17 protein-coding genes are annotated in these 16,702 nt (G+C 35.0%); 2 read left to right on the top strand and 15 right to left on the bottom strand.

What is annotated here, in order from left to right; genetic code table 11:
• Window positions 1-32 precede the first annotated feature (32 nt).
• The 5 genes from P6733_RS05380 to P6733_RS05360 all read right to left on the bottom strand — a co-directional run bounded on the left by P6733_RS05380 (window position 33) and on the right by P6733_RS05360 (window position 6,593).
• Entirely contained in the window at window positions 33-455 is a 423-nt protein-coding gene (locus P6733_RS05380) for a hypothetical protein (protein WP_306350714.1), read from the bottom strand.
• 4 nt (window positions 456-459) lie between these two features.
• A complete protein-coding gene (locus P6733_RS05375; RefSeq protein WP_306350713.1) occupies window positions 460-1,557 on the bottom strand; it encodes an efflux RND transporter periplasmic adaptor subunit in 1,098 nt (365 codons plus the stop codon).
• Between the two features lie 4 nt (window positions 1,558-1,561).
• Window positions 1,562-4,708 carry an efflux RND transporter permease subunit gene (locus P6733_RS05370; protein WP_306350711.1) on the bottom strand — a complete coding sequence of 1,049 codons (3,147 nt, stop codon included), beginning with the start codon at window positions 4,706-4,708 and terminating at the stop codon, window positions 1,562-1,564.
• Between the two features lie 73 nt (window positions 4,709-4,781).
• Window positions 4,782-6,104, bottom strand: a complete 1,323-nt coding sequence (locus P6733_RS05365; protein ID WP_306350709.1) for a TolC family protein — start codon at window positions 6,102-6,104, stop codon at window positions 4,782-4,784.
• 78 nt (window positions 6,105-6,182) lie between these two features.
• Window positions 6,183-6,593 carry a hypothetical protein gene (locus tag P6733_RS05360; protein WP_306350707.1) on the bottom strand — a complete coding sequence of 137 codons (411 nt, stop codon included), beginning with the start codon at window positions 6,591-6,593 and terminating at the stop codon, window positions 6,183-6,185.
• A gap of 184 nt (window positions 6,594-6,777) precedes the next feature.
• On the opposite strand from P6733_RS05360, the gene P6733_RS05355 reads away from it, so the two are divergent.
• Together P6733_RS05355 and P6733_RS05350 are read left to right on the top strand one after the other, a co-directional pair.
• The gene (locus tag P6733_RS05355) at window positions 6,778-7,989 is read left to right on the top strand and encodes an NAD(P)/FAD-dependent oxidoreductase (protein WP_306350705.1); all 1,212 of its coding nucleotides are present in this window, start codon (window positions 6,778-6,780) and stop codon (window positions 7,987-7,989) included.
• 149 nt (window positions 7,990-8,138) lie between these two features.
• The gene (locus P6733_RS05350; protein WP_306350703.1) at window positions 8,139-8,906 is read left to right on the top strand and encodes a phosphatase PAP2 family protein; all 768 of its coding nucleotides are present in this window, start codon (window positions 8,139-8,141) and stop codon (window positions 8,904-8,906) included.
• 95 nt (window positions 8,907-9,001) lie between these two features.
• Here P6733_RS05350 and P6733_RS05345 read toward each other — a convergent pair whose 3' ends face one another.
• The 10 genes from P6733_RS05345 to P6733_RS05300 all read right to left on the bottom strand — a co-directional run bounded on the left by P6733_RS05345 (window position 9,002) and on the right by P6733_RS05300 (window position 16,634).
• On the bottom strand, window positions 9,002-9,898 hold the full coding sequence (locus tag P6733_RS05345; RefSeq protein WP_306350701.1) for an urea transporter: 897 nt from the start codon (window positions 9,896-9,898) through the stop codon (window positions 9,002-9,004).
• A gap of 4 nt (window positions 9,899-9,902) precedes the next feature.
• On the bottom strand, window positions 9,903-10,736 hold the full coding sequence (locus tag P6733_RS05340) for an urease accessory protein UreD (RefSeq protein ID WP_306350699.1): 834 nt from the start codon (window positions 10,734-10,736) through the stop codon (window positions 9,903-9,905).
• Between the two features lie 4 nt (window positions 10,737-10,740).
• A complete protein-coding gene (ureG, locus tag P6733_RS05335; RefSeq protein ID WP_306350697.1) occupies window positions 10,741-11,379 on the bottom strand; it encodes an urease accessory protein UreG in 639 nt (212 codons plus the stop codon).
• A 10-nt stretch (window positions 11,380-11,389) separates the two neighbouring features.
• Window positions 11,390-12,079, bottom strand: coding sequence for an urease accessory protein UreF (locus P6733_RS05330; RefSeq protein ID WP_306350696.1), 690 nt, complete (start codon window positions 12,077-12,079; stop codon window positions 11,390-11,392).
• Between the two features lie 4 nt (window positions 12,080-12,083).
• Window positions 12,084-12,587: an urease accessory protein UreE gene (locus P6733_RS05325; protein WP_306350694.1), complete on the bottom strand. Its 504-nt coding sequence runs from the start codon at window positions 12,585-12,587 to the stop codon at window positions 12,084-12,086.
• Between the two features lie 92 nt (window positions 12,588-12,679).
• Entirely contained in the window at window positions 12,680-14,401 is a 1,722-nt protein-coding gene (gene ureC, locus P6733_RS05320) for an urease subunit alpha (protein WP_306350692.1), read from the bottom strand.
• Window positions 14,402-14,403: 2 nt separating this feature from the next.
• Window positions 14,404-14,772 (bottom strand): urease subunit beta, encoded by a 369-nt coding sequence (locus P6733_RS05315; RefSeq protein WP_306350689.1) that lies wholly within the window; start codon window positions 14,770-14,772, stop codon window positions 14,404-14,406.
• 16 nt (window positions 14,773-14,788) lie between these two features.
• Window positions 14,789-15,091: an urease subunit gamma gene (ureA, locus tag P6733_RS05310; protein ID WP_306350687.1), complete on the bottom strand. Its 303-nt coding sequence runs from the start codon at window positions 15,089-15,091 to the stop codon at window positions 14,789-14,791.
• Between the two features lie 118 nt (window positions 15,092-15,209).
• Entirely contained in the window at window positions 15,210-15,572 is a 363-nt protein-coding gene (locus P6733_RS05305) for a hypothetical protein (protein WP_306350685.1), read from the bottom strand.
• A 162-nt stretch (window positions 15,573-15,734) separates the two neighbouring features.
• Entirely contained in the window at window positions 15,735-16,634 is a 900-nt protein-coding gene (locus tag P6733_RS05300; RefSeq protein WP_306350683.1) for a helix-turn-helix domain-containing protein, read from the bottom strand.
• Window positions 16,635-16,702 lie beyond the last annotated feature (68 nt).

The following is a 16,702-nucleotide window of genomic DNA, read 5'->3' as shown; positions in this document are numbered from 1 at the left end:
TATTATTGCTCCTTTTTTACTAATAATTAAATCTATTGATTGGCTTGCATGAACTTGGAATAATTGCTTTCATTTTTAAAATAAGCAACAGCCCCTTTATCATTCAATACAATGATATATGCGGTAGCTTTGTCTATTTTTTCTCCAGAAAAAGGATCGATAGCAGTACGTACGGTTTCATCTTTAGGAATACGCTCTACACACATTGCACAACAGCCATAATACATTTTCCCGTTAAAGGGAACTTCCATCTGTTTAGAACCCATATGCGCATTATTGACCATGCATACTTCATCATTAGGAACATGATGACCTTTTTGCGAAGTAGATTCTTTTTTTACAGGTAATTCTGTTGAGGCCAATGGGGCATTGGAGGTGGTATTTTCTTGTTTCTGACAAGAGATAAACATTACTGAACCTACAGCAATGAAAAGACATTTGTTGAATAGTTTCATTTTCTTATTTTTTGATTTTTGTTCCTTCAATTATTTCTTCTGTAGCTTTTAAAAGAATTGGATCACCCTCATGTAGTTCACCAAAAACTTCAAATTGATCAGCTAGAGCACGGCCTTTTGTAACCGTTATATTTTTTGTTTTTCCATCTTCAATACGAATCACATACATACCGATGTTACTTTCTACTAATGCTGTTTTTGGAATAAAAAAAGTAGCTTCTTTTGCTTGTAATGGCAACATGGCTTCCACAACCATTAATGGTTTTAGTTCTTCATTCGTTTTTAGAATATCAGCTTCGATACGTTCAGAGCGTAATTTGAAATCCAGTACACCCGACTTACGTGAAATTCGAGCCATGTACTTTTTCTGAGGAATGGAAGTAACCTTGAAATGAATAGAATCACCTAATGCTAAATAAGGCGTATTGGCTTCAGGTACAGAAAAGGAGACCCTTAGTTTTTTATTATCCTGAATAACTAATAAAGGTTTATCGGAACCTTTACCCATAGGACCAACATACGAACCTAAGTCAATGTTTCGTTCTGCTATAATTCCATTGAATGGTGCGCGAATAACCAAATAATCATTCATAATTTGAATTTCCTGATAAGCAGATTTGGCAGCTTCCAATTGTGCTTGATCGGCCAATTTTTTAGCTGTGATTTGATCCAAAGCATCTTTTGCAATAGCACCTTTCGTTTCATTCGCTTTAAACATGCGATCATAATTGAGTTTGGTTGCAATGTATATGGCTTCCTGAGCTTTCCATTTTGATTTTGCAGAAGCCAATTGCGCTTGAATTTCGGGTGCTTCCAACACCATAATGATTTGCCCAGTAGTGACAATGGAACCAATATCAACATTTAACTTTTTGACATAACTATTTACTTTTGCATAAATAGAAGTTTGTTGATTAGGAATTAATTCCCCAGCTAATTTTAGGGGAACCAAAGGATTTGTTTTCTTGATGTTTACCGTTTCAAAATTCTGCATCATCATGGGCATTGACATACCCTCTTTCATTTCGGTTTTTTTCGGTTCAGAATTACAAGACGCCAAAATAAAAGCGCTTCCTATAAGGATATATTGAAATAATTTCATGGTTTTATTTTTCTAAGGTTATATAATGAATACTATCCTCATCATCTGGATCTAATGAAGGGGAATTGGTCGTTGTTTTATTTTGTACCCATACAAATACTAAAGGCAACAATAATAATACACTGAATGAGGAAGCAATTAATCCTCCAATTACTGCTCGACCTAATGGTGCGATTTGATCTCCACCTTCTCCATGACCTATAGCCATCGGTAACATTCCTGCAATCATTGCCAAGGAAGTCATAATGATAGGTCGGATTCGAACGGTAGCAGCCCCAATAGCGGCCTGAAGTGCATTACCGTGTTGTAATCGAAGCGTTTCGGCATTACTGATTAGCAATACAGCATTGGCAATGGAAACCCCTACAGACATGATAATCCCCATATAAGATTGTAAGTTTAAGGTTGATCCTGTAATTTTCATTAATATCAAGGAACCTAATATTACAAAGGGTACAGTAGTAAGAATAACAAAGGATACTTTGAAGGATTGAAAATTTGCTGTCAACATTAAGAAGATCACAATAATAGCAATTAATAATCCAGTGGCAAGACTATTCATCGTTTCATCAAGAACAGGAACCATTCCTGAAACTTGAATATTAAGACCTTTTGGCAACTCGCCCAATGAAGCAATAGCAGCATCAATATCCTTTTGCGCTCTTCCTAAATCAGCATCATGAATATTTGCGGTAACAGGAGTATAGGCCATAGTACCCATGTTATAACTTTCCCCCAGAACTTTAGTCGGTGTAATTGTTGCTACATCTCCAAGTACGGGACGATCTGAATTTTTACCCAAAGGGACATTCAATAGTTCGTCCTTGCTGTTTAAGATGTTCTGTGGTGTCTGTACTTGTACATCATAGGCAATTCCCATCATTCCACCTACCCACATATTCTTATTGGTATAGCGAGAAGAAGCAGTTGTAGGGACTAAGGAACGAGCAATATCTTGTGCATCAATTCCGAGTTGAGCAGCTCTTATACGATCGATATTAATATCGAAAGCAGGATAATTTAAAGATTGAGGAATTTGTTGATCTCTTAAGTAATCAATTTCCTTTAGTTTCATCAATAACTTATTGGCATACATAATGTTCATTTTCTTCATCATACCAGAAAAACGGATTTCAATAGGTGTATTCGTTCCTTGACTTAATATTTTCTCGGTTAACTCGATAGGTTCAAAAGAAAATTGCAATTCGGGCATTTTCATTTTCATGTGACTGCGAATTTTCTCTTTTAGCTCATTCGTATTCCCTTCATAATCCTTTAAGGCAACTTGCATAAGTGCTTCATGAGGACCTGCATTATAAAGATAAATAGGACTAACAGCAAATGTTGAAGGATGCTGACCAATGAATACAGATGAAATAGCAATATGATTTTTGCCAACGATTGTTTCTAGTTCTAGTAAGGCCTGTTTTATTTTTAACTCAGTTTTTTCAATACGAGTACCTTCTGGAGCTTTAATACGAACCTGAAACTGACTTGAATTTACAATTGGGAGTACATCTTTTCCTGTATTGTTATACATAAAAAACACACTGATTGCGACAATAATAAAGCTCGCTATTAGGATTGGTTTACGGCGATCCATTAATGATTCTAAAAAGCGAACAAAACGATTCTTGAAACCATCAAACTTGTCTTCTTTGTGTTCAGAATGTTCCTGATCTTTCATAAGCCAGTTTGCCATTACAGGGACAAACGTTTGCGAAAGTATAAAAGAAAAGATCATGGAAAATCCAATAGCTAGAGCCAACGGCATAAATAAGGAACCTGGAATTCCTGTCATCATAAAAGCTGGAGCAAATACTGCCAAGATACAAAGTAAAATTAGCAACTTGGGAAAGGCAATCTCTTTACAAGCATCTAGAATTGCTCGGGTTTTAGTTTTTCCCATCGCCAGATGCTGATGAATATTTTCGATTGTTACCGTACTTTCATCAACCAAAATACCAATTGCTAGAGCCAGTCCAGATAAAGACATAATATTGATACTTTGTCCAAATAATTTAAGGAATAATACTCCAGAAATAATTGAGATAGGAATAGTCAAGACAACAATTAAAGCCGCTCTTCGATCACGAAGGAATAATAATACCATTAGCCCCGTTAGTATAGCACCCAATATGGCTTCTATTACTAAACTTTTTATAGCATTCGTTACATATACCGATTGATCAAATTCATACGAAATGGAAACATCTTTCGGGAGATTATTCTGAATTGTTGGAATTGCTTTTTTTAAGTTTTTCACCACTTCAAGCGTAGAAGCATTCCCAGATTTCGCAATATTAATATAAACCGAACGCTCTCCATCAATCAAAGCATATCCTGTAGTAATATCAGCACCATCTTTTACTGTGGCTACATCCCGAATATAGACGTTGTCTACAGTTCCCTTAAATATTGGAATATCTCCAAAGTCGGCTACATCCTTAATCGTATTATTAGTAGGAGTAAAGTAGTTGATATCATCAATATAAATATTTCCAGAAGGAGAAGTAATATTATTACGACTAATGGCTTCAACAATTTGATCTGGGCTAAGTTGATGTGTACGTAACTTATTAGGGTCAATATTAATCTCAATAGTCCTTGGGCTTCCGCCAAAGGGAGGAGCAGTAGTTAATCCTGGAATTTTAATCAAGAAAGGACGCGCCATAAAGTTGGCAATATCCTGTAATTCATTGTTTGTTTTAGAATTACTTCGGAATACTAATTGTCCAACCGGCTGAGATGAAGCATCAAATCGGATGATGAATGGAGGTGGAGCTCCCGGTGGTAAAAAGACCTGAGAACGGTTGGATAAAGCATTGATTTCAGCAATAGCCTGACCCATATCTGTTCCTTCATAAAATTTCATTTTCATCAAGGTCAATCCTTGGGTATTTTTAGTTTCGATACTTTCTATACCTTTCGTGAAAAGCATCATATTCACATACATTTTTGTGAAATAACCTTCCATTTGTTGAGGTGTATACCCATTGAAGGAATGAGCAATATAAACCACAGGAAGATTCATATCGGGTAGAATGTCGACTTTTATTTCTTTTGTAGCTTTAATCCCGAAGAATAAAAGCCCTAGCACCATCACCATAATAGAGATAGGCTTGCGCAAGGCAAAACGTATTAAATTCATAATTTCGGGTTTAGTGTATAGCGTTTAGTACAAGGTTCAAATCTCCTATTGCAGCAGCTTTAATCCATAAGGCTTACCAGATGTTGTTTTGTGCAATTTCATATTCAATTTCTGCTCTATTGAGCATGTAGAATGATTGAGTGAGATCGACAATAGTTGTGAGACCATTGTTATATAAGGCAGTGTGTTGATGGTAGGCATCTGTTGCAGCCTTAACCTGAATTTTAGTTTCCTCAAAATTCTGAATAGCATTTTTTAATTTGTCATTTGCTAATCGATGTTGAGCAACCAATTCCTGATTCATATAATTGTAATCCATCTGTAGGGATTCTGTAATAAACTTTTGCTCTTTCTTTTTTGAGGATTGACGATACAAGTTCATTATATTCCAACTAATACTAACGCCCACTATATAGTTGCTACGATCAATGCCTATAGCATCGGAGTAGGATTTCGTAAAAGCAGCATTGTCTTGTACATAATTCCAATCAAAACCAGAACCACGACCTTGCATTACACCAAATGCCGAAATAGAAGGTAATCCAAGTGCCGATTGAAGCTTTTCTTGTTGCTTACTTTTTTCAACAGTACTTTTTTGCCATTCTAATACAGGATGCTTACTGATTTCGGTAGTAGATTCTTCTAAAAGCAAAGGTGTTTTATTTGTAAATAAAGAGTCCAATTGATACGCTTGATATTCTTCTCCAAGCATTACAGCGAGGGATTTCGAATAATCTAGTTCCTTATCATTAGCTTTAATTACAGCCGATTTTGCATTAGCAACTTCCGCTTTTGCTAAGGAATAGTCCACTTCGGGAATTAGTCCACTTTCGGAACGGCTTTGTGTGGTTGTAGCGACAACTTCTGCTCGTTCCAGATTTCGATCTTGTACATATTTAACCCGTTGTGCTGCTAGCAAATTCAAATAGGCGGCTCCCACTTTGACTTGATGCTGAAATTTAACTTGTTCCAAATCTTTTTGTGAGACAGTATAATCTGCTTTTGCAATATTAACCTGACTTTTGATTTTGCCAAACGTGAATAAATTCCAATTAATATTGGCTAGATAGAGTGAACCAAAAGCAGCATTCCAGTTTTGTTCCTGTAAGGGCATGGAAGTAGAAGCAACGCCCAAACCACCATAGCTATAAAGAGGTCCATTTTGAGCATTAATTGTACCATAGCTTTGTTGTGCCATTAAGGTAAAATCAGGTAAATAATGGCTCTTTTGGTAGGTTATATTTTCTTGAGAAGCTTGTACCATTGCTTCTTTCGCTTTTATTTTTTCGAAATTCTGGACAGATCGTCCAAGAGCATCAGATAATGTTGTTGTTTGTGCCCACAGTTTACCCGTTGTCAAACTCAGCAATACCAATGCAAAGAATTGCATTTTCATAAATTTGTATTTAAAATTAAACAATAGAAATCCAATAGTATTCTTGTGAAATACTAGTATTAATTCAATTGAATAAAATCAAATTCGATAAACGCAGTAATAAATGTAGAGTAGCGTATTCTTTAGGGAGATAGACTGTACTACATAAGAGAATTTTGAGTTATTTACTTTTGGAGTAGTATAACCAAAAGCTATTTTGAAAAAGTGAAAAGGTAAAGCAACTCCTAACGTTTTGACAATAGAAGGATTATCAGGAGTCACTTTTTGTGCCTTTTCGGTTATTTTTAGTACTTGAGTTTCATGTTTGCAACACCCTTTGATTATTCCTCCACCTTTGATTGCACATTTAGAACAGGGTTGCCCTTCTTTGTTGAGGTTGAAAAAATACGTTTCCTGCTTAATACCCTTACAAATATGAATGCTTTTGGTAAAGCCAGATGACAATGCCAAAAATATAAATGTGAGAAATAGGACAAATGCTTTTTTCATAATAGATTACAAAAGTCTACTTTATTACAGAATATAGTATTGCACAATTCTGGTAGAAAGTTGCATAATTTAGGAAAGACTACTTGGATCCTATCTATTGAAACTAATTTTTTTAAACTTCCACTTTTTCTTAACTGAATATAATTACCTAAATTTAAATAAGTTAGTTTAATAGGATAATCTTATGAGTATGAAACTTAGATCGAATGAACCCTTTTGGTTAGTGAAAAATGGTATTATTAATTCATACCCTTCGCAACGAGAAGACGCAATAACAGATATCTTAATCGTAGGTGGTGGGATTACAGGTAGTTTAATCGCTCATCAATGTATGGAAGAGGGATACAAAACCATGCTTATTGATCGTAGAGAAATTGCTAACGGAAGTACTTCAGCCACTACTTCGATGTTACAATATGAAATTGATGTGCCTTTGTATCAACTCATCGAACAAATAGGTGAACAAGCTGCAGTTGACTGTTATTGGGCTTGTTTTAAATCAATTGATGATTTAGGTAAAGTGGTAAAAAAAGTAAATTCAGATTGTGGATTCAAAAAAAAGGAATCGCTTTATTTTGCAGCATATAAAAAAGATGTAAAATGGCTAAAGGAAGAGTTTGAAGCACGAAAAAAACACGGTTTCCCAGTACAATGGATGGAACCAAAAGAAATTGAGCAAAAATATAAGTTAACCAATACGTTTGGCGGAATACTTTCTCAACAAGGTGGGAGTATTGATGCGTTTCGGTTAGCACATGATATTTTGGAATTTAACCATAAGAGAGGATTAATCATTTATGATAAAACAGATGTTCAGAAAGTAGATTACAAGCAAAATGGTGTTACAGTAGTCACGGAATATGGTAATACTATCAAAGCTAAAAAAATTATTTACTGTAATGGTTTTGAAAGCGTAGAGTTGATAAAAGACAATTTTGTGAAATTACTTTCTACTTATGCAATGGTAGGAGAGATAGAAGAAACGAATCAATCCCATTTGAATGATACCTTATTCTGGAATACGGCTATACCTTATCTCTATATGAGAACTACAGATGATAATAGAATATTAATAGGAGGTGAGGATGAAGAATTTGTAGATGCCTCAAAACGGGATGCTTTATTGCATAGTAAAAGTATCAAATTAGAAAAGCAATTGGATAAACTGGGCTTGAGAACTAATTTTAGAACTGATTTTGTTTGGGCCGGAACTTTTGGGGAAACAAAGGATGGATTACCTTATATCGGAATACATCCCAACTTTAAAAGTACCTATTTTGTATTAGGCTTTGGAGGTAATGGAATCACATTTTCAGTAATTGGCATGGACATGGTAACAGCTATGCTGAAAAATGAAAAACATCCATTACAAGATTATTTCCGATTTAGAAGGTAATTATTTATTGGATAAATCTTTTCAATCCATTAATAATAAAAAACCTTTTCTTTTTGTTTTAAAAACTTTAAGTGATGGTAGTTGAGTACAGTAGAAAATAGATTTGCAGAAGTTAAAAAAAGCAAGTTTATTATTTATTGAAATTGGCTATGAAATTAAAAGAAAAAGGAATTATTATATCACTATTAAGCATTGTCTTTAATCTAAATGCCCAAAGTGAAGAAGTATATAGGATTGCAAATGATAGTACAACAAAGAGATCAAATACAAACTATGAGGAATTTATTATTCCTGCTGTATTAATTGGATATGGAGCTATTGGAACTCAGAATGGAGGACTGAAAGGTTTTGATTTAAAAGTTAAAAGAAATATAGGCGATTTTTCCAATAAGCAAATAAAAATAGATGACTATATACAATATGCTCCGGCACTATCTGTCTATTTTTTGAACAACATTGGAATTGAGGGTAAGAATAACTTTCGAGATCGAACTATAATTTTAGCCACTTCTACGATGATTATGGGAGGTGTAATTACAGGATTAAAGTACACAACTGGGATTGAACGTCCAGATGGTAGTAAAAACAATTCTTTCCCGTCAGGACATACAGCGTTAGCTTTTGCAGGAGCTGAATTCTTATTTCAGGAGTATAAAGAGGTATCGTTTTGGTATGGATTTTCAGGTTATATCGTTGCTACTGCGACTGGTATATTCCGAATTTATAATGACAGACATTGGTTGACAGATGTGATTGCTGGGGCTGGAATAGGTATTTTAAGTACTAAACTAGCTTATCTGATTTATCCTTATTTACAAAATAAAGTGTTTAAGTTTAAGGATGATAAAAAAGCAGCAGCTTTACTTCCTTTTTATAATGGAAAAGAAGTAGGTGCTAGTTTTGGTATGACATTTTAAATTAAGAATAGAAAACCTTTTTTGAACGATTTTAATTTTATACCCCTTACTCCATTTCAAAATAGAGTAAGGGGTATTTAAAAAAATTGATATTTTTATTTTGAATTAAAAAAACGAATGCTTGAAAGTCGTCCTTCTAAAGGATCAAAAATATACTTTTTTAAAGGATTTAATATCCACATAGCAAAAACAAAAGGGAAAGTAAGTGTTGCCCAACCATTATCAATGAGTAACATATCAAAATAAGTTGCTATAAGCACTGTTAATAACACATAAAAACCATTCTTGGGTTTAGGACCACTACAAGCAATCCCACAGAGTACTGCATTAAAACTAAATACACCCGCTGTAATTTGTTCGGTTGGTTCATGACCGTGATGAGAAATGGAGACACTAATTAATATTGAGATGAAACCATATAATGCTGCAATGGGAGAACTAATAAATACACCGATGAAAAAAATCATACCGGCAATCACAGATCCTTGAAAAATAACTTGTCCAAAGGCATGCCCTTGTACCCAGAAATCATCTAATTCCTGTATGTCTACAAAATGTTCTGGTACTGTTCGTACAGCTAATTCAGGTATACTTAGTACAAATAAGGCGATACAGGTCGCTAATACGAAAGGAAAAGTATAAACTGGAATACGTTTTTTAATAGCCCATCCCATCATCAAAGTAGTACAGATGGCAGTGATAATTAAAGTTAACCAAATCCAGAAATTTACTTGAAAGTAAAATACTAGTGCAATAGCCGCTAAGCTTGAATTGAAGCCAAATAGGCCTTTATCAATATCACTTTGTTCAAAGCGACAGAGTTTTGCTGTGGCTATAGATACAATATTGGCAACTGCACCTGCTAAAGCCATCGTACCAGAATCGTAGGCAATTGCAATGAGAAATAATAATCCGGTGAAGGGATTCTCTTGCAACATAATTTGAGCAAATCCTTTAAAGAATATGGCAATGTGTTTTTTTATTTCATTCATAGATTTAATGATTAGAGCTATAGAGTAAAGCAGTATTAGTTTTCTTTGATGGTAAAATATATTGATCCCAAATGACACTTTGTACTTCTTGGAATATCTTATAAAGCTGTTCTCCACCATATCCAAGTACTCGAATGGCAAAACCATTGCATTGCAATTCTGAAATACCAAATGCAATTCCTTCGATTTCTCGATAACGTTCAGATAAAGACTCAATCAAGTCCTGAAGTGGAAGTGCGTGTGTATTGATATAACACAACATTCCTTGGTGGGTATATCCTTCAAATAAACCTAGAGCGGAAAGATTTGTACTAGGCGGTTGTAATAAGATATTATCTTTAAAAATCAGCCGATTTTTATGGAAAATTTCCACGAGATTTTGAACATGTCTATAGCGAAAAATCTCACCCGACATTTTACGTCCACATGTAAGAATTTCACCAAGAATAAAATCACAATCATCGGAAAGATGCACTGTGTTTGTACTGTAAAAACTAGCATTTTCATGCGGTACTACAGGGTGTGGCACATACGAAAATGCAGCTTGATCATCCAGCTTGATTGTCATTTGCTGGTGCGCTGATCCTTCCATGTGGTATAACCTCTGATACGATTGTGATTGCAGTTGTAATTGCGCTTGGGCATCCACCTGAATTGAAATACGATAATCATCCCCATCTAAAATACCTGGAGAAGAACTCATAGTCATTAAATAGGCGGCACTATCGTTGCGGTATTGACCTACAGGAACAATTCGGAACGGTTGAGTGACATAGGCATCTTTGAGATATGATTTTCCTTGTTTTAATGCAACATGAATATTTAAAGAACTAATCATAAATTTATCGCACTAAATTTGGTTCTTCTACATCCTCTAATAGGGCATATTTTTTAATCCATCCTACAATATTTTCCAAACCCTCACCACTACGCAGATTTGAAAATAAAAATGGATTGCCTTTGCGCATACGACGGGCATCACTTTCCATAATGCCTAGATCTGCACCTACATAAGGAGCCAAATCAATTTTATTGATGAGGAGCAAATCAGAACGTGTAATACCAGGCCCACCTTTGCGTGGGATTTTTTCTCCTTCGGCTACATCGATTACAAATATGGTAATATCTGCAAGATCTGGACTAAAAGTAGCCGCCAGATTATCTCCACCACTTTCAATAAGTAGTAATTCTAAATCAGGAAAACGTTCTGCTAATTCTTCCACCGCTTCTAAATTCATACTTGCATCTTCACGAATAGCTGTATGAGGACAACCACCAGTTTCTACACCAATAATTCGGTCTGGAGGTAACAAACTATTTTTGGTCATGAATAAAGCATCTTCTTTGGTATAGATATCATTGGTAATTACAGCAAGGCTATATTCATTAATCAATCTACGGCTAAGGCGTTCTAATAAGGCAGTTTTGCCAGATCCTACGGGACCGGCAACTCCGATTTTTACATATTTTCTTTGTGTCATATTATTTTTTTTAAGACATATAAAGTCTGGAATACAAATGTTCATGCTGCATACAACGAATGTCAAAAGCACTATTGCAAAGGCCAATTAAACTACGATCTATTGTTAAAGTCTCAACAGCTAATTCTTGTAGTAATGGATAGAGTTCAAACAGTATATCTTGACCATCTAATTGTCCTAATGGAATTAATTTTACAGCATTCGTAATCATTCCAATACAAGCATTATAGTAAAATGCATACAAGGCTTCAGGTAATGGAATATTCATTAATTGGGCAAAAAGGCCAAATACAATACAATAATGGGAATCTGCTTTTTTTTCAGCAATGGCTTTTTCAAATAAATGGATTCGATTGTCTACAATGGAACGTTTGAAAACCTTGAGTAGGCGCAATCCTAGTTTCTGACTGGCAATTCGAATCTCTTTTGGGCTTTTTAGAGCCGTACATTCCTGATCAAGTTGTATCAATAATTCGATGTCACCCAAGGCAGTAGCATCATACGCTAATTTCATTAAAGCGGCATCGGTATATTTCAGATTCGATTTAAGCATTTGCACAACATAGGAGGCAGCCGTTTCTTTGTTATGTACAATTTCATATTGTACATAGGTTTCTAAACCATTAGAATGCGTATATCCTCCAATGGGCAAAGTAGGATCTGTCAAATGCAAGAGACTTCCTAAATAAGGAGTATCCATAAGTTTATGTATTGATATTTAAAATTGTTGTTTTGTTCAATTGAATTTTGTCAATCCGACGTGAATTGATTTTAACCTGTGCATCAAAAAGATGCGAGAGTTTCCCTTCACATTTCACAGGATTGTATTTCATATGTTGGAACCATTGGTATATTGTTCTTTCATAAGGCATTATAATTTGGCTATTTTCATAATACATCGACAAATGTTTGTTTCCAATTTCATAACTGAGACGAGCTAATTCTAAAACAGTTGAAGGTTTTAATATCATAATTTCGGTCGATTTAATTTGAATGACAATCATTTTTTCAGCATCTTCATATACAATATCACCATCCAATAATTTTTGTTCCTGTTGAAAGAAGCGTATGGCAACTTCAATTCCTTCATCAGAACGAAGACGTTGAATTCGTTTTGTCGATTCATACCATTCGATATGGATATAGTCTATCCTTTTTGTACTAGATGCTCGGTCCGCTAGATTACCAATAATTACCTCTACAATCATAAGATTAGTATATTGAAAAATTCAATTAAAATAAGATTCTTGGGTTTAATTTGTAATCCACAAGAATCCTATTTAGATGTTATATTACACTTTTAAAACAAGAAATAACGTTGTCCTAATGCCACAACATCAATTGGTTCACAAGTGAGTACTTCACCATCTATACTTACCTGATAGTTTTCTGGATTAACCATTATTTCGGGTGTAGCATCATTATGAATCATATCTTTTTTAGAAATGTTACGGCAACCCTGCACGGGTAAAAGTTCTTTTTCCAAACCATATTCTTCTCGGATTCCTTTTTCAAGGGAAATTTTTGATACAAAGTTGAAAGAGGTTTTTGTAAGGGCTCGTCCATATCCACCAAACATAGTACGCATTATAATAGGTTGTGGAGTAGGGATAGAGGCATTGGCATCTCCCATTTTGCTCGCTACAATCATTCCTCCCTTGACAATAATCTCTGATTTTGCACCAAATAAAGCGGGTTTCCAAATAACAAGATCGGCAATCTTTCCAGGTTCAATAGAACCTACATAACTGGAAATACCATGTGCAATAGCAGGATTGATTGTATATTTTGCTATATAACGTTTTGCTCTAAAATTATCATTTTGTAATGTTTGATCTTCAGGTAGAAAACCGCGTTGTCTTTTCATTTTATCTGCAGTTTGCCAAGTTCGGGTAATTACTTCACCAACACGTCCCATGGCTTGTGAATCAGAAGACATAATACTAAATACCCCTAAATCTTGAAGAATATCTTCGGCAGCAATAGTTTCAGGTCGGATACGTGAATCGGCAAAGGCAACATCCTCAGGAATATCCTTACGCAAGTGGTGACATACCATAAGCATGTCCAAATGTTCATCAATCGTATTGATTGTAAATGGACGTGTAGGGTTTGTAGAAGCAGGTAAAACGTTGGGATACATTGCCGCTTTAATAATATCAGGAGCATGTCCGCCACCCGCACCTTCAGTATGGAACGTATGAATTACACGACCATTTATGGCTGCCATGGTATCTTCTAGAAAACCAGCTTCATTCAATGTATCCGTATGAATCGCAACTTGAACATCGTATTCATCGGCAACCGTTAAAGCTTTATCAATCGTGGCAGGAGTTGCTCCCCAGTCTTCGTGTATTTTTACCCCTAAGGCTCCAGCTTCTATTTGCTCTATTATTGGAGCTTCGCTACCCACATTTCCTTTTCCGAAAAAACCAAAGTTGATAGGAAAGGCTTCAGCAGATTGTAACATACGTTTTAGCCAATGTTTTCCAGGGGTAACCGTTGTTGCATTGGTACCATCTGCAGGTCCAGTACCACCACCAATCATTGTAGTAACACCACTATAGAGGGCAGTTTCTATTTGTGTTGGACTGATATAATGGATGTGTGTATCAATTCCTCCTGGTGTAACAATGTAACCAGATCCGCCATGCACCTCCGTGGAAGCTCCAATGATCATTCCTGGTGTAATATTGTCCATTGTATCCGGATTTCCGGCACGACCAACACCAACTATTTTCCCATCTTTGATTCCAATGTCACCTTTTACAATGCCCCAATGATCTAAAATAATAGCTCCTGTAATTACCAAATCCAAAACACCTTCATCTCGAGTACTCAAGGAAGATTGACACATACCATCTCGGACTGTTTTTCCACCTCCAAATTTGGTTTCATCCCCATAAGAAGCATAGTCTTTTTCAATTTCAATAATAATTTCCGTGTCACCCAAACGAACCTTATCTCCTGTGGTTGGGCCAAATATATTGGTGTAATTTTTTCTATTTACGCTTAAGCTCATGGCTATAAAGTCTTAAAGTTTAATTCACGAACGAGTTCCATAGCTTTCATTTTGCTTATTTCTGCATCAGTATCGCCATTGGTTAGATTGTTATGTCCGTATATTTTTTTTGCTCCTGCAAAAGGAACTAACATAATTTCTTTTTCTTCTCCGGGTTCAAAACGAATTGCTGTACTAGCAATAATGTTTAAACGTTTACCAAAAGCTTGTTCGCGGTCGAACAACATCGCTTTATTCACTTCAAAAAAATGATAATGTGAACCTACTTGTATAGGACGATCTCCAGTATTAACTACTTTTAATGTAGTAACCTCTCGACCTTCATTACAAACAACATCGGAATCTTGAATAAAATATTCTCCTGGAATCATGATTTACTTTTTTAAATTATCGAATAGGATTATGTACTGTTACCAGTTTGGTTCCGTCAGTGAATGTAGTTTCGATTTGTACATCGTGTATCATTTCTGAAATTCCTGGCATAACATCATCTGTAGTGAGTAAGGTGGCGCCAAATTTCATTAATTCAGCTACCGTTTTTCCATCTCGTGCTGCTTCCATCAATTCCGAACTGATGTAGGCAATTGCTTCTGGGTAATTTAATTTTACTCCGCGTGCTTTTCTCTTTTTAGCGAGTTCACCAGCTAGGTGCAATAAGAGCTTTTCAGTCTCTCTAGGTACTAAATGCATAATTATAAATATTAGGTTAATGCTTTTGATCTATTACAATTCATTCCAATGCAATAGCTAAACAGAACGAATTGTTTTCGTTCAGTCTAAATGTTTAATAAAGGGAAATTGTTGCGGGTTACAATCCTTTTAAATGACGGTAGAGAATATAAATGGGCACAGTAGAACTATCAATAGTACTATTGGCTTGTGCATAATTTAGCTGTGAAGCTTTTAATGTTACCTCCGTGCAAATTCGAAAAAAAGCACTTAGTAGGGCTATAGGAGGTGTGGGAATGATGCGTTCTGGTATTGTTTGTAAATCAAAAACGTCTTCTATAATGCTAATATTGGAGCGAGAAGATAAGCGACTGGCTTCAATTTGTTTCTTAGAGTGGTAGTGTGAAGGTACATGAGAATGATGTAAAGATAACATGACAAAGAGCTGCGCAATAACGAATATTGCGATTCCTAGAGCTTTTTTACATTTGAATCTTATCATTGGTGGAATAACAGGCTTGTACCTTTTAATTGCCACAAATTTCAGAATTAGTTGTCTACAGAGAGTAGTTCAAATCTTGCTTTTTATAGTATAAATCAGGACTCATTTTTTCGAGATACATAGCATTATTTAAAAATGAACTCTATATCTAAAATGATAGTATTATTTACTTTGTTGTTGTTTCAATAAGCGGTAATCTGTGGGAGAATAGCCGGTTAGTTTTTTAAATAAGCGTGTGAAATAAGAAGGAGATTGATAATTTAGCTCGAAAGCGATTCCAGCAATATCTCTTGAATTATCTTGTAATAGAATTTGACTGTGTAGTATACTAATTTCATTGATCCATTGTTTAGGAGGCTTATTCGATACTTCCTTAATACATTTATTCAAATAGTTTTCCGAGATATTTAGTTTACGAGCATAAAAGTTTACATTCTTATGATCGATATGATGCTCTTGAACCATCTCTCTGAATCGAAAGGCAATATCGAGTTGTCGACTACTATGAACGGGACTATGTTTTGATATTTTTTCAGTTTGAATTAGTTTTAATAACATCGCCTGAAAAAGGGTAATAGCGATCTCCAACTGATTGTTGGCTGTCAGTAACTCTTCTTTGAGTAATTCTAATATTTTTATGAGCCAGTCTTTACTATGTTCTTGTACGGTAATATGTGGACTTGAGTTGAAGAAATGATAATCATGCTTGTTGATGGAAATATTAGTAATAATATTGTTTTCATAAATAACCATATAACCCTCTGCATCATCAGATAATTCTAATGTTGCTGTGATTGTACCTTGTTTGATATTTAAGATTTGATTTTCTCCAACAAAATAATCCAATCCGTCTAAATGTTGCTTCACAGATCCTTTTTGGATATACATTAAAAAATTAAAACTAGTACGGTATGGTTTTACAGGAATTAAAATATGCTTGAGGTAATTCTGAATAGCATATACCTGTAAAGAAGAAGTATTAAATAATGCACCCTCTGAAACATCAGGCAAGAAGAATTTTTTATACTCGTAATTTGATATTAATTTAATCGATGAATCCATAACCTTGACTTTTAATATGATACGTTTTTTAGAGTGACCTGTTTTTTCTAATTTGTAACTTCAGCAAA

Source organism: Flavobacterium aerium (assembly GCF_030766725.1).
Classification (GTDB): Bacteria; Bacteroidota; Bacteroidia; order Flavobacteriales; family Flavobacteriaceae; genus Flavobacterium; species Flavobacterium aerium.
Note: the sequence above shows the minus strand (reverse complement) of the source record. Positions and strands in the feature narration are given on the sequence as shown.